Origin of the sequence: Xanthomonas arboricola pv. populi, assembly GCF_002939945.1 — a bacterium.
GTDB classification, from domain to species: Bacteria; Pseudomonadota; Gammaproteobacteria; order Xanthomonadales; family Xanthomonadaceae; genus Xanthomonas; species Xanthomonas arboricola_A.
The window spans coordinates 625,331-643,998 of sequence record NZ_MDEB01000001.1; the positions used below are offsets into that span (position 1 = coordinate 625,331).

Sequence of the window (18,668 nt, forward strand, 5' to 3'; positions counted from 1 at the left end):
TGCGCCGATGCATCCCGACACGCTGGATCTGATGTTGCAACGCGAATTGCCGGTCGCTGCCGCCGGCTGCCAGCAGGCGTACGGCCGCATCGTGCGCGCCTGCCAGAACACGGTGACCGCCATCGCGCTGGCGATCACCCGCGATATCGCCGCCAGCGAAGACATCGCCCAGGAAGCCTTCCTGCGCGCCTGGCAGCGGCTGGCACAACTCAGCCAACCGGCCAGCTTCCTGCCATGGCTGCGGCAGATCACCCGCAACCTGGCGCGCGACTGGCTGCGCGCCAACCGGCATCGCGCGCTCAGCGGCGAAGCGGCGGACCTCGCCATCGCGATGGCGGCCGACCCGGCCCCCTCACCCGCCGATCAACTGCTGCAGGTGGAAGAAGAGATCGCCGCGCTCGACATCATTTCTGCATTACCCGAAGAAAGCCGCGAGACGCTGTTGCTGTTTTATCGCGAAGGCCAGAGTTCGCAGCAAGTCGCTTCGCTGCTCGGCCTCAGCGACGCGGCCGTGCGCAAGCGCCTGTCGCGGGCACGTGCCAGGGTACGCGGCGAGCTGCTGCGCCGGTTCGGCGAGTTCGCCCGTGGCAGCGCGCCCGGTGTGGCCTTTGCCACTGCGGTGACCTCGGCGACCCTGCTGGCCGCGCCTGGGACGGCGAGCGCGGCCATTGTGCTGACAGGCATGGGTGGCGCGGGCAAATTAGGCGTCAGCGGGCCGACCGGCTCGGCACTGGGCGGGGGCGGCGCCGCCGGTGCGCTAAGCCTCTGGCTCGGCATGCCGACGCTGTTCGCCGCTGGCGCCGTGCTGGTTGCCGGAGTCAGCACGTACTGGTCGTGCTGGTATCTGCTGCGCTTTGCGCAGACCGCCGCCGAGGCAGCCGCGATTCGTCGTTTCATGCACATCACCACGCTGACGTCGGTGTTGGTGGTGGGCAGCACGCTGCTGTTGAAACGTCTGGATGCGGGCGCCTGGGCGTCGCTGCTGATGCTCTGCGCAGGCATGGCGGTGCTCAACTATCAATCCATCCGGGTGCTGCCCCGCGTCATGCGCCCCATGCTGGAACGCGATGCGCAACGACGCGGCGCCACGCAGGCACCGCTGCTGTATCGCTGCATGTTCAGCCCGGGCGCGGCACTGGTAACCACGGCGGCAGTCATGCTGCCCGTCGTGCAGCACTCCATGAAGCTGGGGATGCTCTGATCCCGGCGTGACGTCACCGCCACACGCACCAAGTGCGAACATTCCAGTCAACAAAAACGGCCCCCTGCTTGCGCAGGAGGCCGTCGGTCGATCGGCGCCTTGTTGCGTGTTGCTGTGTACATGTTGCAGCTGATGCGGCTACTGCTCCGTTCGCAGCACGGCGACCGGGCAATGTTCTAGCGACTGGATGAACTCAGTTGCCAGCAACGGGCTTGGGAGGCATCGGGGGCTTGCCGTGATCGCCGTGATCGCCATCCTCACCCGGAGCACGCGGGCCATGCTCGCCACGCTGCTTGGATGCGGCATCGAACTCGGCCTTGCTCAGCTTGCCGTCCTTGTCGGTATCGGCCTTGGCAAACCATGCATCGCGATGCTGCTGCATACGCAGTTCACGGTCGGCGCGATCGACAAAGCCGTCCTTGTTGACGTCCATCTCATCGAAACGCGCAGCGAACTTGGGGTCGGCCTTGGCTTCTTCGCGGCTGATGCGGCCGTCCTTGTTGGTATCGAACTTGCTCAGCCATTCGCCGCGTCCACTACGCTCCGGGCCGCGACGATGCGGACGCTCATCGCGCGACAGCTTGCCGTCCTTGTTGGTGTCCAGCGTGTCGAACTGTGCGGCCAGCTCCGGGTCGGCAGCGGCTTCGCTGCGATCGATCACACCATCGCCGTTCTTGTCGAGCTTGCCGGGACGCGGCGCATCGCCGGCGGCAGGCGGGGCGGCGAACACCGCGCCGGTGGACAGGGCAGCCAGCACGGCCAGTGCGAGAAACGGTTTGCGAGACGTCATGAGAAACTCCTGGAATGTGGGAACCACACGCGGCACCTGCATGGGCCGCATCGCGTGGGTGGCGCATCCGGATCCACCGTGCGCTGCCACCAACACCCACATCAACGAGCCATCGGCGCATGCGTTGACGTGCCAACCGGGCGTATTCATCCGGCGGACAGTCGCCGCTGTTGCGACGCGCAGGCGCTATCCTGACGCCATGGCCATCCACGCCGACACCCATGACGATCTGCGCCTGTTCCAGACCGGCGAGCATGCCTGTGGCTACTGGTCCGACCGCCGCGCGCGCGACCTGGTGCTGGATCCGCACGATCCGCGCCTGGGCGCGGTCTATCCGCAGGCATTGGAATGGGGATTCCGTCGCTCCGGCGATCTGGTCTACCGGCCGCATTGCGAACGTTGCCGCGCCTGCGTGCCGGTGCGTATCGCAGTGGACGCGTTCCGCCCCGATCGCAGCCAGCGCCGTTGCCTGGCGCGCAACCAGGACCTGGTGGTGCGCGTGGTCGCCGCCGAACGTACCGACGAACAACTCGCGTTGTATCGGCAGTACCTCAAACACCGCCATCCCGGCGGCGGCATGGACGAACATGGCGCTACCGAATTCGACCAGTTCCTGATCGGCGGTTGGTCGCATGGACGCTTTCTGGAAATCCGCGAACCGGCGGTGGCGCACGCACCGGGGCGACTGCTCGCCGTTGCGGTCACCGATGTCACCGAGCATGCGTTGTCGGCGGTCTATACGTTCTACGCAGCGGATGCCACTGTGCGCAGTCTGGGCACGTTTGCGATCCTGCAGCAGATCCAGTGGGCACAGCGCGAGCGCCGCGCGCATGTGTATCTGGGCTACTGGATCGACGGCCATGCCAAGATGAACTACAAGCGCCGCTTCAGCGCGCTGGAGGCCTACGACGGCAGCCAATGGCGCGGGCTTCCTGCCCCCGCCCCGGAACGTTGAACCACGCCAGGACGACATCGGCCTGTCGCCTTGCACATGCGAGAATGTGGCGATGATCAGACCCTTTTTACTGCTTGCGCTGACCGCGCTCTGCGCCGCTTGCGCACAGCACGCGACCTCCCCGGAGACGAGCTCCAAGGCAACTGCCACGCCCGCGCCGGCCCAGCTACGCATCGCGACCTACAACACCTCGCTGTATTCGGATCAGGCCGGCGGCCTGGTGCGCGAACTGCAAGGCAACAGCGCGCATGCGCGCAAGATCGCCGCGGTGCTGCAGCGGGTACGCCCGGATCTGGTGCTGCTCAACGAGTTCGATTTCGAAACCGAGCACCGCGCCGCCGATCTGTTCCAGCAGCGCTATCTGCAGGTCGCCCAGCCGGGCGGCGGCGAAGCGCTGCGCTATCCGTATCGCTATCTGGCCCCGGTCAATACCGGCGTGCCGAGCGGCCTGGACCTGGACAACAATGGCAGCATCGGTCGCGATGGCCGCACCCGCGGCAACGATGCCTGGGGCTACGGATTGCACCCCGGCCAGTACGGCATGCTGGTGCTGTCGCGCTACCCGATCGATGCGCAGGCGGTGCGCAGTTTCCAGTTATTGAAATGGAGCGCGCTGCCGGGCGCGCTGCGCCCGACCGACCCGTCCAGCAAGCAATCGTTCTATCGCGACGCGATCTGGGCGCAGCTGCGGCTGTCATCCAAATCGCATTGGGACGTGCCGGTGCGCACGCCGCTCGGTGTGGTGCACGCCTTGGTGTCGCACCCCACCCCGCCGGTGTTCGATGGCGCCGAGAAGCGCAACGTCGCACGCAACCATGACGAACTGCGGCTATGGCGCGAGTACCTGGACAACCCCAAGGACGCCGGCTGGCTGTGCGACGACCAGGGCCGCTGCGGCGGGCTGCCCGCCGATGCGCGCTTCGTCATTCTCGGCGACCTCAATAACGACCCGGTCGATGGCGCCGGCCGGCACGATGCGATCCGCGCGTTGATCGCGCACCCGCGTGTGCTGCAGTACCCCGCGCCGCACAGTGCCGGCGGCCCGGAAAAAACCGCCGAGTACGCCGCGCAAGGCATTGCGCACAAGGGCGATGCGCACCAGGTCACCGGCGACTTCGGGCCGCAGGCGGGCACGATGCGGCTGGACTACGTGCTGCCTTCGCGCCAGTTCAGCTTGATCGGCAGCGGCATCTTCTGGCCCGCCAGCACCATGCCGGAAGCGGCGATCGCCGACGGCAGCGATCATCATGCGGTGTGGGTGGATGTGGCTGGGGAGCGGTGATTCGGGAGCCGGGATTCGGGATTGGGGGATTCGAATCGCAGGTTTCAGTTGTGCGTGGCGCGATTGCAGCTGGTCGCCGCAATCGCGCCATGACGATCACGACACTCAGGCGTCCAGTTGGATCTGCAAGGTCTCGGCGGCGACACGCGCCTTCTCGCGCGCGGTGTCGATGCTGCCCGCGCGCGCCAGCGTGACGCCGACGCGGCGGTGACCGTCCACGCGCGGTTTGCCGAACAGACGCAACGCGGTGTCCGGGTCGCGCAAGGCCTGCGCGACATTGTCGAAGACCGGTACGCCGTGACCATGCGCCAGCAGCGCGCACGAGGCCGATGGGCCGCTCTGACGGATCACGCCCCCGTTCTCCGCACCGACCGGCAGGCCGAGAATCGCGCGCGCGTGCAGGGCGAATTCGCTCAGGTCCTGCGAGACCAGCGTGACCAGGCCGGTGTCGTGCGGGCGCGGTGAGACTTCGCTGAACCAGACCTCGTCGCCCTTGACGAACAATTCCACGCCGAACAGGCCCAGACCGCCCAGGTCGTCGGTGATGGCCTGCGCGATCTGCTGCGAGCGCCGCAAGGCTGCCGCTGACATCGGCTGCGGCTGCCAGCTCTCGCGGTAGTCGCCGTCTTTCTGCCAATGCCCGATCGGGTCGCAGAACGACGTGCCGCCGGCATGCCGCACGGTCAACAGGGTGATCTCGTAATCGAAGTCGATGAAGCCCTCGACGATGCAGCGACCGGCACCGGCGCGGCCGCCGGTCTGCGCGTATTCCCAGGCCGCATCGATGTCCGCTTCGCTGCGCAAGGTGCTCTGGCCCTTGCCCGAGGACGACATCACCGGCTTGACCACGCACGGCAGGCCGACCGCGGCGATCGCCTCGCGATACTCGGCTGCCGTGTCGACGAAGCGATACGGCGAGGTCGGCAGGCCCAGCGTTTCTGCTGCCAGGCGACGGATGCCTTCGCGGTCCATGGTCAGCCGTGCGGCGCGCGCGGTCGGGATGACCCGCTGGCCCTGGTCGCACTCCAGCGCGACCAGCGTTTCGGTATGGATCGCCTCGATCTCCGGCACGATCAACTGTGGCCGCTCCTCGGCGATCAGCGCGCGCAGCGCCTGCGGATCGAGCATGTCCAGCACGTGCGACCGGTGCGCGACTTGCATCGCCGGCGCGTTGGCGTAGCGATCGGCGGCGATCACTTCCACCCCGAAGCGCTGCAATTCGATCGCCACTTCCTTGCCCAGCTCGCCCGAGCCCAGCAACAACACGCGGGTGGCGGAAGGCGACAACGGCGTGCCGAGAATAGTCATGAACGCGGTCCAGATCGGAGGGGGGACGCCATTCTAACGGGCCGTCACCGCGACCGCCGGACGTAGCCCTTGCGTCGACTGATATCACTTTGATATCTTTTTAAAACTTCCCAAGGACACCACCCTCATGAAAGAGAAGCCGATCAGCTCACTGCCGGGCATCCCCGTCGTCCTCGCCGCCGGCGCGGGGTTCGCGGGCGCTGCCTGGTTCATTCTCACGACAATGGCTACCAGCGGCGCGACTCCAAGTGGGCTCCTGACTGTGTTGGTGGTGGTGGCGGCGGGCATCTTCATGCTGGCCGGCCTGTACACGCTGGAGCCGAACCAGGCAGCGGTGTTGAGCCTGTTCGGCAAGTACGTCGGCACGGTCAAGGACCCGGGCTTGCGCTGGAACAGCCCCTTCAACGCCAAGCGCCGGGTCAGCCAGCGCGTACGCAACTTCGAAAGCGGCCGGCTCAAGGTCAACGAACTGGACGGCAGCCCGATCGAGATCGCCGCGGTGATCGTGTGGCAGGTACTGGACGCCTCCGCGGCGGTCTATAACGTCGACGATTACGAAAGCTTCGTGCATATCCAGTCCGAAGCGGCGCTACGCGCGATGGCAACCAGCTACCCGTACGACCAGCACGAAGACGATCAGATCTCGCTGCGCAGCCATCCGGCCGAAATCAGCGAACAGCTCAAGCGCCACCTGGACGAACGCCTGACCCAGGCCGGCGTGGACGTGATCGAGGCGCGCATCAGCCACCTCGCCTACGCGCCGGAAATCGCCCAGGCCATGCTGCAGCGTCAGCAGGCCAATGCGGTGATCGCCGCACGCACGCGCATCGTCGCCGGTGCGGTGGGCATGGTCGAAATGGCCTTGTCCGAACTGCAGAAAAACGGCGTGGTGCAGCTGGACGAAGAGCGCAAGGCGCACATGGTCAGCAACCTGCTCACCGTGTTGTGCTCTGATCGCGGGACCCAACCGGTGGTCAACGCCGGCTCGCTGTATTGAGGTGATGCAATGAATGTCATGGTGCCGTTGGTCGTCGCGCTTTCCGGCTTGCCTGCGTTGGCGATCGCCGCCTCCATCGGTGCGGACGACGACGACCGCGCGCGGGGCCTGGGGCTGCGCTGGGCCTTGATCAGCCTGGTCATCCTGATCGGCGCTGCCTGCCTGTACTGGGCCGGCGACAACCGCGCCGGCATCTACACGGTGGTGATCGGCATGCTCGTCGGCGTGAATGTAGTGATCGTCTCGATGGTGATGCACCTGCGCCGCCACAGCGGCCGCCAGGAGCGCAAGTGAGCGAGAAGAAAGCCTATCCGCTGCGTATCAACGCCGACGTGCTGGCCGCCGCGCAGCGCTGGGCCGACGACGAACTGCGCAGCCTCAACGCACAGATCGAATACCTGCTACGCGATGCGCTGCGCAAGGCCGGGCGCCTGCAAAAGCCGCGCGATGCCAAGGAACCGCCAACATGAGCAGGCATATGGATTCATCGCTCCTCGCGCTGACACACGCACTCGTCGGCGACATCAGGTGTGATGACAGCTGGGGCGCATCGATCGCTCGGCGTCGCTCGAGTGGGGAACTGACAAAGCTCACCAGGCACCGGGCACCGGGCACGGCGTTGCTGGTGTCGCTGGCATTGAAGAAGAAGCTCTGAGATGGCGAAGCGATCCGGCCCACCCCAAAGCAGTGCCACAGCGCCCAAAGCGCGCACCGGGCAACACCCGCAGCCGCGCCGACGCGACTACGCCGCGGCTCCGGCGACGCGCTGGGGCCTGGCAGTCTGGCTGTGGCTACCGCTGTCGATCGCTGCCGGCCTCATCGCCACCGCGCATGCAAGCAGTCATGACGGTCCCGGGACGCTGATGGTGCATCTGGGTATCCTGCTGACAGTGGCAGTGGCGTGTACCGTTGCGCACTCGCGACGCAGCGTCCAGCTGGACGATGACCGCCTGATCGTCCGCTCGACCTTCTTTACCAAGCGTGTGCCACTACGCGCACTCCGCCTGGACAGCACACGCATTGTCGACCTGACCGAACACACCGCCTTCAAACCGGGCCTGCAGTTGCTCGGCTTTGGTTATCCGGGATTCAAATCAGGGCATTACCGCAGCAAATCCGCAGCCAGAGGCTTTTATCTGCTGACCCAGTCCAGGCGTGTGCTGATTCTGCCGTTGCGCGACAACGGCCTGGTGGTCCTCAGTCTTGATCAGCCACACCAGTTGCTCGAGGATTTGCGCCAGCTGGCCGTACGCCACGCTTAGCCCTACCCTGTTGCGATGCGCCCGCCCCAGACCCTGCTGCTCAACACCACTGCCATCGAACTGTGGCCGGCAAACCTGCTGCGCGCGCGCAGCAATGCCGACGCCCGCGTCCTGGCGCGGGCCGATTGGCTGCTGCGGCGCAAACGCGACGGGCGGTATCTGGCCGCGCAACTGCCGCAGGGCATCATGCCGCTGATACCGCGGCTGGCACGCGAGCCTGGCCTGGACGAAGCGCTGGACCGGCTGCAAGCCACCGTTGCGCGCGCACAACAGGCACAGGGCGCAACGCTGGCCATCGACGGCTTGCAGCGCCGCTTGAACCACCTCGGGCTGGACGCAGACGACTATGTGCAACGAACCAGCCTGCAGCTGATCGCCGAGCCGGCCACCTTGCAATTTGCCGGGCACGATCGCTTCGCTCGGCCGCTATGGCTCAGCGCAGGCGCCGCGCGTGCGTGGTGCTTCATGCGCGCCGCAGCATTGCACGCGGACATCGCGCTGGATGCCATCTCCGGCTACCGCAGCCACGATTACCAACTGGGCATCTTCGAACGCAAGTTCGCGCGTGGGTGCACACTTGGACAGATCCTGGCAGTCAACGCCGCCCCCGGTTTCAGCGAGCACCACAGTGGCGACGCACTGGATATCAGCACCCCGGGCGAACCGCCGGCAGAAGAATCGTTTGAGGCCACCGCTGCGTTTGCCTGGCTGAGCAGCCACGCACCGCGTTTTGGCTATCGTCTGAGCTACCCACGCAACAACCCACACGGCATCGTCTACGAGCCATGGCATTGGCGCTGGCATGCAGGCTGACGCGTGCGGCGGTGGCGCGCAGGTCCGTGCGTGATCACTCCTGCGAACGCGGAGTCGGCACCTTGGTGGCTACGCTGAAGTCGGCGATCTTCCACAGGTAGAACGCGGCGTAGGTGCGGTACGGGCCCCAGCGTTCGCCGCGCTCGGCCAATGCCTGGGGGGTGGGCATCTGTTCGTGCTTGTCCACGCGTTGCGCGCCCTTGCGTACACCCAGGTCGTCTATGGGCAGCAGGTCCGGGCGGCCGAGCCGGAACATCAGCATCATCTCCACCGTCCAGCGGCCGATGCCGCGTACCGGCACCAGCGCCTGGACAATGGCGTCGTCGGGCATGAAGGCCAATCTGCGCAGCGAAGGAATCTCTCCTGCCTGTTCGCGCTGCGCCAGATCGCGCAGTGCCAGCGCCTTGTTGCCGGACACACCGCAGGCGCGCAGTGCGGCATCGTCCACACGTGCAAGGGTATCGGCATGCAACCGGCTCGATCCGATCGCCGCCTCCACCCGCGCCACGATCGTGGATGCGGCCTTGCCGCTGAGTTGCTGGAACAGGATCGCGCGCGCCAACGCATCCACCGGATCGAACGGCTTGTGCCAACCCGGCTGCGCGGCGATCGGGCCGATGCGCTTCATCCATGCACCCAGCGCGCGATCGCGCCGGGACAGGTGCGCGAATGCGGCCTCCACATCGAATCCGCGGGCATGGTGCGGCACGCTCAGCGCCTCAACGCGCCGATCGCCAGCACCACCCAGCCCAGCATCAGGCTGACCCCGCCGACCGGTGCCAGGCTGGTGGGCCAGTGCAGTAGCGCGCCGCCGACCAGGCTGCCGGCAAACAGCAGCGTGCCGAGCAACAGCAGATACAGACCGCTCCTACCAAGCACGCGCGTTTCGGTTGCGCCGAGTACCGTCAGCACGGCGCCATGGCCGAAGGCATACAACGCTGCCAGTTGCAGCCGCGAGTGCACCAGCGCGTCGGCCACCCCGTGCGAGGCATAGGCCGACAGGCCCACCGCGATGGCGGCCAGCAAGGCGCCGCAAAACGCCAGCAGCGAAGGATGTTTCTTGCGACGTTCGAGCAGGGACATGAGGGCGGTTCCGTTGCAGCGCCGTGGCGCAAAAAAAAACGCGCCGCAGGACTGCGGCGCGTTTTGGTCTGGATCAGATCATCGTGGTGAGACGATTACTTGATGGCCCAGTAGACGTCGTAGCTACCGTCCTGCGTAAACGACTTGTCCACGCCGCCCTTCCACGACTCGTACGGACGCTCGGTCACGTCGTTGCCGTTGGTGGCAGCCCAGGCACGCAGGGAGCTACGCACTGCGTCCAGGCCGGCCATGTGGCCTGCGTAGGTCGCAAAGGCGGAACGGTGTGCCTTGGTGCGCTCGTACTTGACCGGTGCGTCCGACGGGATGTTGACTTTCAACTCCTCGCCCGCAGCAGCAACCGGAGTTGCATCCACAGGTGCGGCAGCCGCGGCGTCATCCTTCTTCTTGGCATCAGCCTTGGCGGTGTCGGCCTTGGGGTCGGCCTTCGGCGCGCCACCGGCACGCTTGCGGACCGGCTGCACCACGTCGAACGCGTACTTGTCGGTAGCGAAGTCGGTGGTCACGATGCGGACCGGACCGACAGCCTCGAGGCCGTTGGCGTCCATCACGCGCTTGATCCACTCCTGGTTGTCCTTGATCGACTTCTTGATCGTCTCGTTGTCACGATCGATGTTGCCCGCGGTGACGACCAACAGGTCCTCGGCCGGCACATCGACGAGCTTGAGATCGCTCAATACCGGCTTGCCGTCGAGCTGGGCGCGGTAGTCGAAATTCGGCACGGTGGCCAGCGCGGTCGCCAGACGCGACAGACCCAGCTTCAGGTCGTCGCCCACGTGGCGGCTGACATACAGGCCGGCATAACGACCGAACAGGTTCCAGCCGTACTTGACGCTGTAGTCCTGGGTGATCTTGACGTTCTTGTTGTTCTTGCCAGTCGGCGCAAGGGTGAAGTTGGTGACTTTGTCGTAGCCCTTGGTGGGATCGTCGATCGAAATCTCAACACGCTCGTTCTTGACGCTGTTGGTGATCTCCCAGCTGCCGTCGCCGATATAGCCTTCGGTGGAGCTGTATTCGACGCGTGCACCCTTGCCCTCTTCCGGGCCGGCCAGCTTCAGCTGGATCTTCGGGTCACGCAGCACAAGCGGGTTCCAATCCTTGAAACGACGGAAGCTGTTCACGGTGTCGTAAACGATCGTCATCCTGCGGTTGGTCTCAACACTCTCGGACATCTGCCGCTCCGAGGGCAACACCAAGCCCACCACGACAAACAAGCCAGCCACGATCCCCAAGGCGATCAGGAACTCGATAATACGGGTCATTCAGGAGGTCTCCGGGGCCGATCCCACGGCCGGGTTGAGTGAAGCGAAGCCGCCATCCTAGCAGGCTTCGAGAAAGATGTTCAGTTGTGCGACGGGTAGCGCGGTCTTGCGGTGTCATCCACCGCGCAACCGCGCAGTCCATGCCTGCGCAATCCCAACCTGCACAAGGGTTTGGACAGATTGCGCGCAGCTATCATGCACATCGCGCGATGCCTGTGTGTGATGCGATGGCTGTCGGCGCGGTTTTCGGCCTCCGGCAGCACGCTCGATCCCGTCGGAAACGACCAGACCACATCGCTGCCCGCCCCTGATGTACACGCGGCGTAGCGCACACGCCGCCGCACGCCGGAAGCTGCGCCACCTGCACTGCCGATCAGACCAATTGCAGCTCGAAGGCCTTCAGCACCGCGCGGGTACGGTCGCGCACGCCGAGCTTGGACAGGATGTTGGAGACGTGATTCTTGATGGTGCCCTCGGCCACGCCCAGCGAGTTGGCGATCTCCTTGTTGGAAAAGCCGCTGGCCATCAGCCGCAGGATTTCGGTCTCACGGTCGGTCAGCGGGTCGGGCCGGTCCAGGCTGACGAACTCGTTGCGCATGTGCTCCAGGCCCGACAGCAGGCGCTGGGTCACCGCCGGCTGCACCAGCGAGCCGCCATCGGCCACGGTGCGGATCGCGCCGACCAGTTGTTCCAGCGACACGTCCTTGAGCAGGTAGCCCTTGGCGCCGGCCTTGAGTCCGGCCAGCACCAGCTGGTCGTCGTCGAAGGTGGTCAGGATGATGGTCGGCGGCAGCGTGCCGTTGCGCGAGAGCATCTGCAGCGCTTCCAGGCCGGACATCACCGGCATGCGCATGTCCATCAGCACCACGTCGGGCTGGATCTGCGGGATCTGCTCGACCGCCTGCTTGCCGTCCGAGGCCTCGGCCACCACCTCGATGCCGTTGTCCAGCGCCAGCAGCGAGCGGATGCCCTGGCGTACCAGGGTTTGGTCGTCGACCAGGCACACACGGATCATCGGAACACTCCTTGAGTCACGGCCGCAGGCATCAGTGCCGGCGCGCCTGGGACGGAGATGCGCAGGCCGAAGCCGTCACCCCGCCGGGTTTGAATCTCGAGCTGGCCACCATACTGGTTCAGTCGCTCGCGCATGCCGCGCAGCCCGTTACCGGGCGCCACCGTCTCGGCACCATGGCCGTCGTCGCGCGCGTCGATCAACACGCTGTCGGCATCGCGCCGCACCTGGATCCACAGGTTGCGCGCGCCGGCGTGGCGCACCGCATTGGTGATGATTTCCTGGGTACAGCGCAGCAGCACGTGGGCGCGCTCGGGATCGTCCAGGGTCAGCGGCTGGGCGATGTCCAGATGGATGTCCAGCGACGGCACCTGGGTCACCAGCGGGCGCAGGGCCGCTTCCAGGTCGATGGCGCCGCTGTCACGCAGGTGGCTGACCGCTTCGCGCACGTCGGTGAGCAGCAGCTTGGCCAGCGTATGCGCCTGGCGCACGTGCTCCTGGGCCTGGCCGTCGGTGATGTGGCCGGCCACTTCCAGGTTCAGGCTCAGCGCGGTGAGGTGGTGGCCGAGCAGGTCGTGCAGTTCGCGCGAGATGCGGGTGCGCTCGTTGACGCGGGCGCTTTCGGCCAGCAGCGCGCGGGTGGCACGCAGTTCGGCATTGAGACGGCGCTGTTCTTCGCGGGCATCGGTCTGCTGGCGCGCGACCAGGCTGGTCACGAAGATGAACATCGAAAAGCCGCCGTACAACAACGACTGCATCAACGCGGCAAACAAGGTGAAGTCCGGGCGCAGGTAATAGAACACCGGCAGCACCGCCAGCTGGCTGAGCACCAGCCAGGCCACGCCGATGCGCAGCGGCAGCAGCCAGGGGATCACCCCGGCCGCCACCATCATCAGGATGCTGCCCAGCCCGGTCCCGCTCAGATAGCTGACCGCCAGCGCGAAGACGGTCAGCAGCAGCAGGATCAGCCGGTCGTACCAATGCGCGTGGCCGCCGCTGTTCAGGCCGCGGGTCAGCCAGAAGTAGCTTGCGCCGAAGCCGACGAAGAACGCCGACATCAGCAGGCCTTCGGCCACGCTGCGGTGGTCGCCCTCTTCGGCGGCCGGCCAGTAGGTGTACACCAACGGCATGGCGATCATCGCCCAGGTGAACAGGCCGGCGAAGCGCAGGACGCGGGTATGGCTGAGGTATCCCAACATGCAGGCATCTTAGGCGTTACCTGGGCGGCTGCCCTCTTGCCGGAAGTCATGCATGTGCGTGGCATGGCGGGCCGGCCTTGGCAGCAAGACCTCCCGGCGTCGGCATGCCGCGACCGGCTCTTCCGTACGCACGCCCGGCAGCAGCACACGGCGGGTCGCCGCTTCAGGCCACGCATGCAATAATCCGACACAGATCCGATTTCGGGTCGAGAGCGTTACCCCACGGAGTCCCAATGTCGATCGTTATCCGCGACGTGCGCGAGCACGAGCTCGATTCCGTCCTGGCCCTGAACAACAATGCCGGACTGGCAATCCTGCCGCTGGATTCAACCAAGCTGCAACGTTTCTACGAGCAGGCCGAATATTTCCGCGTCGCCGAGCGCGACGGCAACCTGGCCGGGTTCCTGGTCGGGTTCGGCAGCGGCAGTGCGCATGACAGCAGCAATTTTGCGTGGTTCCGGGACCGTCACCCGGAATTCTTCTACATCGACCGCATCGTGGTCGCCAGCCGTCGTCGTGGCGGTGGCGTCGGGCGTGCGTTCTATGCCGATGTGCAGAGCTACACCGAGTTGCGCTACCCGCAACTGGCCTGCGAGGTGTTCCTGGACCATGGCGCCGATGCGGCGTTGCTGTTCCATGGCAGCTTCGGCTTCCGCGAGGTCGGCCAGAACACCATGGCCGATGTCGAGGTGCGCGCCAGCATGCTGATGAAAGACATGTGCAGCTATCCGTGGGTCAAGGAGACCTATGGCGGCAAGTTGCCCGACCACCTGCCGTGGGTCGGCCGGCCGCGTCATGCCGCCGCCACCGACAATCCGTCGACGGGGAGCTGAGACGTGGCGAGCGTGAATGTGGATTTTGAACAGGCCGGCGAACTGAAGATCGGCCAGGTAGGCATCGCCAATCTGCGCGTGCGCTCGCTGGACGTGCCGCGCCTGGTGCGCGAGATGCGCGAGCGCGTGACTCGCGCGCCGAAGTTGTTCGGACGCGCGGCGGTGATCCTGGATTTCGGCGGGCTGTCGCAGGTGCCGGACCTGGACACGGCCAAGGCGCTGCTGGATGGTCTGCGCGATGCCGGCGTATTGCCGGTGGCACTGGCCTACGGCACCAGCGAGATCGACCTGCTCTCGCAGCAGCTCGGCGTGCCGCTGCTGGCCAAGTTCCGGGCGCAATACGAGCCGACCGCGGTGAGCCCGCCTCCGCCGCCTCCGCCGCGTGCCGAACCCGCAGCGCCGGCCGCGCGGCCGGCGCCTGGACGCATGCAACGCAACGCGGTGCGCTCGGGCCAGCAGCTGTATGCGGAGAACTGCGACCTGACTGTCCTCAGTACGGTCGGTGCCGGAGCGGAGGTCATCGCCGACGGCAGCATCCATATCTACGGTACCCTGCGTGGCCGCGCGTTGGCCGGCGCCCAGGGCAACCCTGACGCGCGCATCTTCTGCCGCGACTTCCACGCCGAACTGGTTGCCATCGCTGGCCACTACAAGGTGCTGGACGATGTTCCCATGGACCTGCGTGGCAAGGCCGTCCAGGTCTGGCTGGAGCAGGATCAGATCAAGATCGCTGCGCTGGACTGACGCAGCCCAACCACAGAAATATTCGGAGAAATCCTTTGGCTGAAATCATCGTAGTCACCTCCGGCAAGGGCGGCGTTGGCAAGACCACCACCAGCGCGAGCCTTGCCTGCGGTTTGGCACGGCGCGGCAAGAAGGTCGCCGTCATCGACTTCGACGTCGGTCTGCGCAACCTGGACCTGATCATGGGCTGCGAGCGGCGCGTGGTGTACGACTTCGTCAATGTCGTGCATGGCGAAGCCACGCTCAAGCAGTCGCTGATCAAGGACAAGCGCTTCGACAACCTGTACGTGCTGGCTGCCTCGCAGACCCGCGACAAGGACGCGCTGACCCAGGAAGGCGTGGAGAAGGTGCTCAAGGACCTGGCCGCCGACGGCTTCGAGTACATCGTCTGCGATTCGCCGGCCGGCATCGAAAAAGGCGCGTTCCTGGCGATGTATTTCGCCGACCGCGCGGTGGTGGTGGTCAATCCGGAAGTCTCGTCGGTACGCGACTCGGACCGCATCATCGGCCTGCTCGATTCCAAGACCCGCAAGGCCGAGGACGGCCAGACCGTGCCGGCCTTCCTGCTGCTGACCCGCTACAGCCCGGGCCGCGTGGAAGGCGGCGAGATGCTCAGCATCACCGACGTGGAAGAAGTGCTGGGGCTGAAGGCCATCGGCGTGATTCCCGAATCCGGCGATGTGCTCAACGCCTCCAACAAGGGCGAGCCGGTGATCCTGGATGCCGAGTCCCCGGCCGGCCAGGCCTACGACGACGCGGTCGCGCGCATCATGGGCGAAGAGCGCCCGATGCGGTTCATATCCGTGGAGAAGAAAGGCTTCTTCAGCAAGCTGTTCGGAGGGTAAGCATGGGCCTGCTCGATTTTCTCAAGAGCAAGAAGAACACCGCCGAGACGGCCAAGAACCGCCTGCAGATCATCATTGCGCAGGAGCGCAACCACCGCGGCGGGCCGGATTACCTGCCGCTGCTGCAGCGCGAATTGCTGGAAGTGATCAAGAAGTACGTCAACATCGACGCCGATGCGGTGCGGGTTGATCTGGTCAAGGATGGCGAGCATGACGTGCTCGATATTTCGGTCGCCTTGCCGGAAGACGGCGACAAGTAGGCGACCCCTGCGGCACCGTGCTCCCACGGTGCCGCCTTGACAGCCCGAACCGACCGCGAGCCATTGCGTGTGACAATCGATTCTTCCCCCAGTTCCGAGCCAGCCAACGTGTTGTGCGTGGGCGATATCGGCCTGGACGCACCCGCCGCCCTGCTCGCCCGCTATGGTCTGCGCCTGCATCGCGTGGAGGGCGGCGCGCCGATCCCCGGCAGTTTCTGGGGCGAACCGGAGGCCGGCATCATCGGCTGCGATGTCTATGTGCGCGACGACACGCCGGTGCATTCGCTGCTGCACGAGGCCGGGCATCTGATCGTCCTGCCGGCCGACAAACGCGCGGCCGTGCATACCGACGCCACCGACTCGGTAGATGAAGAAGACGCCACCTGTTATCTGCAGATCCTGCTGGCCGAGCAATTGCCCGGCGTGGGCAGCGCGCGCCTGATGGTCGACATGGATACCTGGGGCTACACCTACCGGCTGGGATCCACGCGCGCCTGGTTCGAGCAGGACGCAGAAAACGCGCGCACCTGGTTGAGCGCGCGCGGCTTGTTACCGGCCTGAGTGCCGGCGAGGTGGTCGAGGGACGTTGCGCTAGCCGCGGCTCTGCACACGAATCAACGTGTCCACTCAGCACGGTTGCTGAGACACCGCAGCAAGCAGTCGTCGGCGCTGGCAGATACCACCGCTGGAACCGCAGCCTGGCGGATGCCGCACAAGCGACGCGTGCGCGACCGAGGGCGACCTAACCGCATTGGCGATTGCGCCGTCATCCCTGCGCTGCGGCGGCCATGGCCCCGGACAGATCCAGCGTCGCCACCGTGCCCTGCCCGGCATTGGAATCCAGGTTCAGATACCAGCCCAGATGCTCGCAGAGCCGTCCGATCAGTTCCAGCCCGATGCCGTTGCCCTGGCGTGCGTTGCCGCGCGCCAGGCGCGCATAGATCGCGCTGATTTCCTCCGGCGTCATGCCGTGGCCCGGGTCGGCGATGCGCACCACACCGGGGGCGCTGAGCGAGACGCGGATGATGCCGCGGTCGCTGTTCTCGATCGCGTTGCGCAGCAGATTGCCGATGGCGGTCTGCACGATCGCCACCGGTGCGGTGAGGCTGCACGGCGGAAGCGGGTCGGTGAGCACCTGCAGATCCTTGTCGGCGAGCAGGTGCGCGTGATCGGCGACGATCTCCGGCAGCAACTGATCCAGACGCAGCGTATCGCTGCTACGCGTCAGCCGGCCTGGGTCCTTGGCCAGCACCAGCAACAAGGTGATCAACTGCTCCACCGCGGCGCTGGTCTGCGCGATGCGTTCCAGCTGATGACGCACCGCCGGCGGTGTGCCCGGTTGTTCCAGCGCCAGTTCGACGGCGTTGCCGATCACCGCCAGCGGGGTACGCAACTCGTGGCTGGCACTGTCGATAAAGGCGCGTTCGCGTTCGACGAACTGGCCGTTGCGATCGAGATAGTCGTTGAGCGCGTCGGCAATCACGTACAGCTCAGCGCTGCCCTGCGGGCCCACGGCGATGCGTTGTGCTCGCCGCTCCGGACGCAGCGCGCCGATATCGCGCGCCAGCTCCACCAGCGGGCGCACCATCCGCGCCATCGCATAAGTCCCCATCAGCAAGGTGATGCCGATCAGCGCGACGCCTGCGGCCAGCATCCAGCGGGTGATGAACTGCTCCAGCGCTTCGAAATCGGTGATATCCAGCACCAGCGCCAGGCGCCCGGCGTGCGGCGTGTCGCGCACCATCACCGCACTCTGGCGGCCGGCGATCTCCAGCGCGTCGTGCAGACCGGGATGCAGCCTGCGCAGGACCGGCGGCACTGCAGCGCTGCCATCGACGCGATACAGCCGCAAGGTGTCCGAGTCCTGCCAGCGGTAATCCGGATTCTGCGCACTGCGATCCAGGATGCTGTCCAGTTCCGAATTCAACAACGAGCGCCATACGCCGTGTTCTGCGCGCTCGTGCAGATACTGCGCGGTGCCGAACACCGCCAGCACCATCAGCAGCGTGTAACCGAACAACCACACCAGTACGCGGCGGCCCAACGGGCGCTGCCTAACCATCGCTGCACTCGCCCGCGGCCAGATCGCCGGCGCCTTCCAGCGGCGCCAGGCGATAGCCCAGCCGCGGCAGGGTGTGGATCAGTTTCTGCGCGAACGGACCATCCACGCTGCGACGCAACTCGTAGATATGCGAGCGCAGCATGTCGCCGTCGGGCGGATCGTCGCCCCACAGCGATTGCTCCAGCCGCTGGCGGGTGACGGCGGCGGGGCTGGCCTGCATCAGCACTTCCAGCAACTTGCGGCAGGCCGGATACAGATGCAGCACCTGGCCGGCGCGGGTGGCTTCCAGCGTGGACAGGTCCAGACGCAGATCGGCCACCTGCAGCACCTTGCCGCGTCGACGCCCATGCGCACGCGCAAGCAGGGCCTCAATGCGGACTTCCAGTTCCGGGAGCGCGAACGGCTTGGTCAGATAGTCGTCGGCACCAGCACGGAAGCCGGCGATCTTGTCGGGTAACTCGTCGCGGGCGGTGAGCATGATCACCGGCAGCTCGGACTGGTGCTGCTCGCGCAGGCGGCGCAGTACGTCCGGTCCGTCCATGCGCGGCATCATCCAATCCAGCACCAGCACGTCGTACTGCTGGGTGGTGGCCAGATGCAGGCCGGTGATGCCATCGGGCGCTGCGTCAAGGGTGTGGCCGCGCGCTTCGAAATAGTCGAACAGGTTGGCAACCATGTTGCGGTTGTCTTCGATGACCAGCAGCCGCATGAGCGCGTTTCCAGGGCGGCCCGGCAGGGACGA

Annotated in this window: 23 protein-coding genes; 14 read left to right on the forward strand and 9 right to left on the reverse strand. The window is 66.1% G+C overall.

Annotated elements, in window-relative coordinates; translation table 11 throughout:
• Positions 1–7: 7 nt before the first annotated feature.
• Complete coding sequence (locus XaplCFBP3123_RS02970) at positions 8–1,201, forward strand: RNA polymerase sigma factor (protein ID WP_104532723.1); 1,194 nt, start codon at positions 8–10, stop codon at positions 1,199–1,201.
• 193 nt (positions 1,202–1,394) lie between these two features.
• Here the strand turns inward: XaplCFBP3123_RS02970 and XaplCFBP3123_RS02975 are convergent, their stop codons facing one another.
• Positions 1,395–1,991: an EF-hand domain-containing protein gene (locus XaplCFBP3123_RS02975; RefSeq protein WP_104533257.1), complete on the reverse strand. Its 597-nt coding sequence runs from the start codon at positions 1,989–1,991 to the stop codon at positions 1,395–1,397.
• Between the two features lie 40 nt (positions 1,992–2,031).
• On the opposite strand from XaplCFBP3123_RS02975, the gene XaplCFBP3123_RS02980 reads away from it, so the two are divergent.
• Both XaplCFBP3123_RS02980 and XaplCFBP3123_RS02985 read left to right on the forward strand, forming a co-directional pair.
• Complete coding sequence (locus XaplCFBP3123_RS02980) at positions 2,032–2,946, forward strand: arginyltransferase (RefSeq protein WP_104532724.1); 915 nt, start codon at positions 2,032–2,034, stop codon at positions 2,944–2,946.
• Between the two features lie 52 nt (positions 2,947–2,998).
• Positions 2,999–4,228 carry an endonuclease/exonuclease/phosphatase family protein gene (locus XaplCFBP3123_RS02985; protein WP_253254120.1) on the forward strand — a complete coding sequence of 410 codons (1,230 nt, stop codon included), beginning with the start codon at positions 2,999–3,001 and terminating at the stop codon, positions 4,226–4,228.
• Positions 4,229–4,333: 105 nt separating this feature from the next.
• Here the strand turns inward: XaplCFBP3123_RS02985 and purT are convergent, their stop codons facing one another.
• Positions 4,334–5,536: a formate-dependent phosphoribosylglycinamide formyltransferase gene (gene purT, locus XaplCFBP3123_RS02990; RefSeq protein ID WP_104532726.1), complete on the reverse strand. Its 1,203-nt coding sequence runs from the start codon at positions 5,534–5,536 to the stop codon at positions 4,334–4,336.
• Between the two features lie 127 nt (positions 5,537–5,663).
• On the opposite strand from purT, the gene XaplCFBP3123_RS02995 reads away from it, so the two are divergent.
• Genes XaplCFBP3123_RS02995 through XaplCFBP3123_RS03020 form a run of 6 tightly spaced genes read left to right on the forward strand, consistent with a single transcriptional unit; the run spans position 5,664 to position 8,608 of the window.
• The gene (locus tag XaplCFBP3123_RS02995) at positions 5,664–6,533 is read left to right on the forward strand and encodes an SPFH domain-containing protein (protein WP_104532727.1); all 870 of its coding nucleotides are present in this window, start codon (positions 5,664–5,666) and stop codon (positions 6,531–6,533) included.
• A 9-nt stretch (positions 6,534–6,542) separates the two neighbouring features.
• Positions 6,543–6,827 (forward strand): hypothetical protein, encoded by a 285-nt coding sequence (locus XaplCFBP3123_RS03000; RefSeq protein WP_104532728.1) that lies wholly within the window; start codon positions 6,543–6,545, stop codon positions 6,825–6,827.
• Positions 6,824–7,003: an Arc family DNA binding domain-containing protein gene (locus tag XaplCFBP3123_RS03005; RefSeq protein WP_104532729.1), complete on the forward strand. Its 180-nt coding sequence runs from the start codon at positions 6,824–6,826 to the stop codon at positions 7,001–7,003. The genes XaplCFBP3123_RS03000 and XaplCFBP3123_RS03005 overlap by 4 nt, the downstream gene beginning before the upstream one ends.
• The gene (locus XaplCFBP3123_RS03010) at positions 7,000–7,188 is read left to right on the forward strand and encodes a hypothetical protein (RefSeq protein ID WP_104532730.1); all 189 of its coding nucleotides are present in this window, start codon (positions 7,000–7,002) and stop codon (positions 7,186–7,188) included. Before XaplCFBP3123_RS03005 ends, XaplCFBP3123_RS03010 begins: the two co-directional genes overlap by 4 nt.
• A gap of 1 nt (position 7,189) precedes the next feature.
• The gene (locus tag XaplCFBP3123_RS03015; protein WP_104532731.1) at positions 7,190–7,795 is read left to right on the forward strand and encodes a PH domain-containing protein; all 606 of its coding nucleotides are present in this window, start codon (positions 7,190–7,192) and stop codon (positions 7,793–7,795) included.
• Positions 7,796–7,810: 15 nt separating this feature from the next.
• A complete protein-coding gene (locus tag XaplCFBP3123_RS03020) occupies positions 7,811–8,608 on the forward strand; it encodes a M15 family metallopeptidase (protein WP_104532732.1) in 798 nt (265 codons plus the stop codon).
• 34 nt (positions 8,609–8,642) lie between these two features.
• On the opposite strand, the gene XaplCFBP3123_RS03025 is transcribed toward XaplCFBP3123_RS03020, so the two are convergent.
• From XaplCFBP3123_RS03025 to XaplCFBP3123_RS03045, 5 genes are all read right to left on the reverse strand, one after another.
• The gene (locus XaplCFBP3123_RS03025) at positions 8,643–9,317 is read right to left on the reverse strand and encodes a DNA-3-methyladenine glycosylase family protein (RefSeq protein ID WP_104532733.1); all 675 of its coding nucleotides are present in this window, start codon (positions 9,315–9,317) and stop codon (positions 8,643–8,645) included.
• A 2-nt stretch (positions 9,318–9,319) separates the two neighbouring features.
• The gene (locus XaplCFBP3123_RS03030) at positions 9,320–9,691 is read right to left on the reverse strand and encodes a DUF423 domain-containing protein (RefSeq protein WP_104532734.1); all 372 of its coding nucleotides are present in this window, start codon (positions 9,689–9,691) and stop codon (positions 9,320–9,322) included.
• Positions 9,692–9,786: 95 nt separating this feature from the next.
• A complete protein-coding gene (locus XaplCFBP3123_RS03035) occupies positions 9,787–10,971 on the reverse strand; it encodes an SRPBCC family protein (RefSeq protein ID WP_104532735.1) in 1,185 nt (394 codons plus the stop codon).
• Positions 10,972–11,344: 373 nt separating this feature from the next.
• Positions 11,345–11,986 carry a response regulator gene (locus tag XaplCFBP3123_RS03040; RefSeq protein WP_005990002.1) on the reverse strand — a complete coding sequence of 214 codons (642 nt, stop codon included), beginning with the start codon at positions 11,984–11,986 and terminating at the stop codon, positions 11,345–11,347.
• The gene (locus XaplCFBP3123_RS03045) at positions 11,983–13,182 is read right to left on the reverse strand and encodes a sensor histidine kinase (RefSeq protein WP_104532736.1); all 1,200 of its coding nucleotides are present in this window, start codon (positions 13,180–13,182) and stop codon (positions 11,983–11,985) included. The genes XaplCFBP3123_RS03040 and XaplCFBP3123_RS03045 overlap by 4 nt, the downstream gene beginning before the upstream one ends.
• Positions 13,183–13,415: 233 nt before the next feature.
• Between XaplCFBP3123_RS03045 and XaplCFBP3123_RS03050 the strand changes: the two genes are divergently transcribed.
• The 5 genes from XaplCFBP3123_RS03050 (at position 13,416) to XaplCFBP3123_RS03070 (ending at position 16,425) form a co-directional block, all read left to right on the forward strand.
• Positions 13,416–14,015, forward strand: a complete 600-nt coding sequence (locus XaplCFBP3123_RS03050; protein WP_104532737.1) for a GNAT family N-acetyltransferase — start codon at positions 13,416–13,418, stop codon at positions 14,013–14,015.
• A gap of 3 nt (positions 14,016–14,018) precedes the next feature.
• A complete protein-coding gene (minC, locus tag XaplCFBP3123_RS03055) occupies positions 14,019–14,759 on the forward strand; it encodes a septum site-determining protein MinC (protein ID WP_104532738.1) in 741 nt (246 codons plus the stop codon).
• A 35-nt stretch (positions 14,760–14,794) separates the two neighbouring features.
• Positions 14,795–15,604: a septum site-determining protein MinD gene (minD, locus tag XaplCFBP3123_RS03060; RefSeq protein ID WP_104532739.1), complete on the forward strand. Its 810-nt coding sequence runs from the start codon at positions 14,795–14,797 to the stop codon at positions 15,602–15,604.
• A gap of 2 nt (positions 15,605–15,606) precedes the next feature.
• Positions 15,607–15,864: a cell division topological specificity factor MinE gene (gene minE, locus XaplCFBP3123_RS03065; RefSeq protein WP_005994583.1), complete on the forward strand. Its 258-nt coding sequence runs from the start codon at positions 15,607–15,609 to the stop codon at positions 15,862–15,864.
• A gap of 69 nt (positions 15,865–15,933) precedes the next feature.
• On the forward strand, positions 15,934–16,425 hold the full coding sequence (locus XaplCFBP3123_RS03070; protein ID WP_104532740.1) for a hypothetical protein: 492 nt from the start codon (positions 15,934–15,936) through the stop codon (positions 16,423–16,425).
• Between the two features lie 205 nt (positions 16,426–16,630).
• Here XaplCFBP3123_RS03070 and XaplCFBP3123_RS03075 read toward each other — a convergent pair whose 3' ends face one another.
• On the reverse strand, positions 16,631–17,926 hold the full coding sequence (locus XaplCFBP3123_RS03075) for a sensor histidine kinase (protein ID WP_104532741.1): 1,296 nt from the start codon (positions 17,924–17,926) through the stop codon (positions 16,631–16,633).
• Positions 17,919–18,635 (reverse strand): response regulator transcription factor, encoded by a 717-nt coding sequence (locus tag XaplCFBP3123_RS03080; protein ID WP_104532742.1) that lies wholly within the window; start codon positions 18,633–18,635, stop codon positions 17,919–17,921. The genes XaplCFBP3123_RS03075 and XaplCFBP3123_RS03080 overlap by 8 nt, the downstream gene beginning before the upstream one ends.
• Positions 18,636–18,668 lie beyond the last annotated feature (33 nt).

What these genes read in the sequence shown, in the direction of transcription:
- XaplCFBP3123_RS02970 (WP_104532723.1), top strand. Translation starts at nt 8, where the DNA reads ATGCATCCCGACACGCTGGATCTGATGTTGCAACGCGAATTGCCGGTC.
- XaplCFBP3123_RS03020 (WP_104532732.1), top strand. Translation starts at nt 7,811, where the DNA reads ATGCGCCCGCCCCAGACCCTGCTGCTCAACACCACTGCCATCGAACTG.
- XaplCFBP3123_RS03010 (WP_104532730.1), top strand. Translation starts at nt 7,000, where the DNA reads ATGAGCAGGCATATGGATTCATCGCTCCTCGCGCTGACACACGCACTC.
- XaplCFBP3123_RS02975 (WP_104533257.1), bottom strand. Translation starts at nt 1,991, where the DNA reads ATGACGTCTCGCAAACCGTTTCTCGCACTGGCCGTGCTGGCTGCCCTG.
- XaplCFBP3123_RS03040 (WP_005990002.1), bottom strand. Translation starts at nt 11,986, where the DNA reads ATGATCCGTGTGTGCCTGGTCGACGACCAAACCCTGGTACGCCAGGGC.
- XaplCFBP3123_RS03000 (WP_104532728.1), top strand. Translation starts at nt 6,543, where the DNA reads ATGAATGTCATGGTGCCGTTGGTCGTCGCGCTTTCCGGCTTGCCTGCG.
- XaplCFBP3123_RS03050 (WP_104532737.1), top strand. Translation starts at nt 13,416, where the DNA reads ATGTCGATCGTTATCCGCGACGTGCGCGAGCACGAGCTCGATTCCGTC.
- XaplCFBP3123_RS03030 (WP_104532734.1), bottom strand. Translation starts at nt 9,691, where the DNA reads ATGTCCCTGCTCGAACGTCGCAAGAAACATCCTTCGCTGCTGGCGTTT.
- XaplCFBP3123_RS03075 (WP_104532741.1), bottom strand. Translation starts at nt 17,926, where the DNA reads ATGGTTAGGCAGCGCCCGTTGGGCCGCCGCGTACTGGTGTGGTTGTTC.
- minE (WP_005994583.1), top strand. Translation starts at nt 15,607, where the DNA reads ATGGGCCTGCTCGATTTTCTCAAGAGCAAGAAGAACACCGCCGAGACG.
- XaplCFBP3123_RS03045 (WP_104532736.1), bottom strand. Translation starts at nt 13,182, where the DNA reads ATGTTGGGATACCTCAGCCATACCCGCGTCCTGCGCTTCGCCGGCCTG.
- XaplCFBP3123_RS03035 (WP_104532735.1), bottom strand. Translation starts at nt 10,971, where the DNA reads ATGACCCGTATTATCGAGTTCCTGATCGCCTTGGGGATCGTGGCTGGC.
- XaplCFBP3123_RS03015 (WP_104532731.1), top strand. Translation starts at nt 7,190, where the DNA reads ATGGCGAAGCGATCCGGCCCACCCCAAAGCAGTGCCACAGCGCCCAAA.
- XaplCFBP3123_RS02985 (WP_253254120.1), top strand. Translation starts at nt 2,999, where the DNA reads ATGATCAGACCCTTTTTACTGCTTGCGCTGACCGCGCTCTGCGCCGCT.
- XaplCFBP3123_RS02995 (WP_104532727.1), top strand. Translation starts at nt 5,664, where the DNA reads ATGAAAGAGAAGCCGATCAGCTCACTGCCGGGCATCCCCGTCGTCCTC.
- XaplCFBP3123_RS02980 (WP_104532724.1), top strand. Translation starts at nt 2,032, where the DNA reads ATGGGCCGCATCGCGTGGGTGGCGCATCCGGATCCACCGTGCGCTGCC.
- purT (WP_104532726.1), bottom strand. Translation starts at nt 5,536, where the DNA reads ATGACTATTCTCGGCACGCCGTTGTCGCCTTCCGCCACCCGCGTGTTG.
- XaplCFBP3123_RS03080 (WP_104532742.1), bottom strand. Translation starts at nt 18,635, where the DNA reads ATGCGGCTGCTGGTCATCGAAGACAACCGCAACATGGTTGCCAACCTG.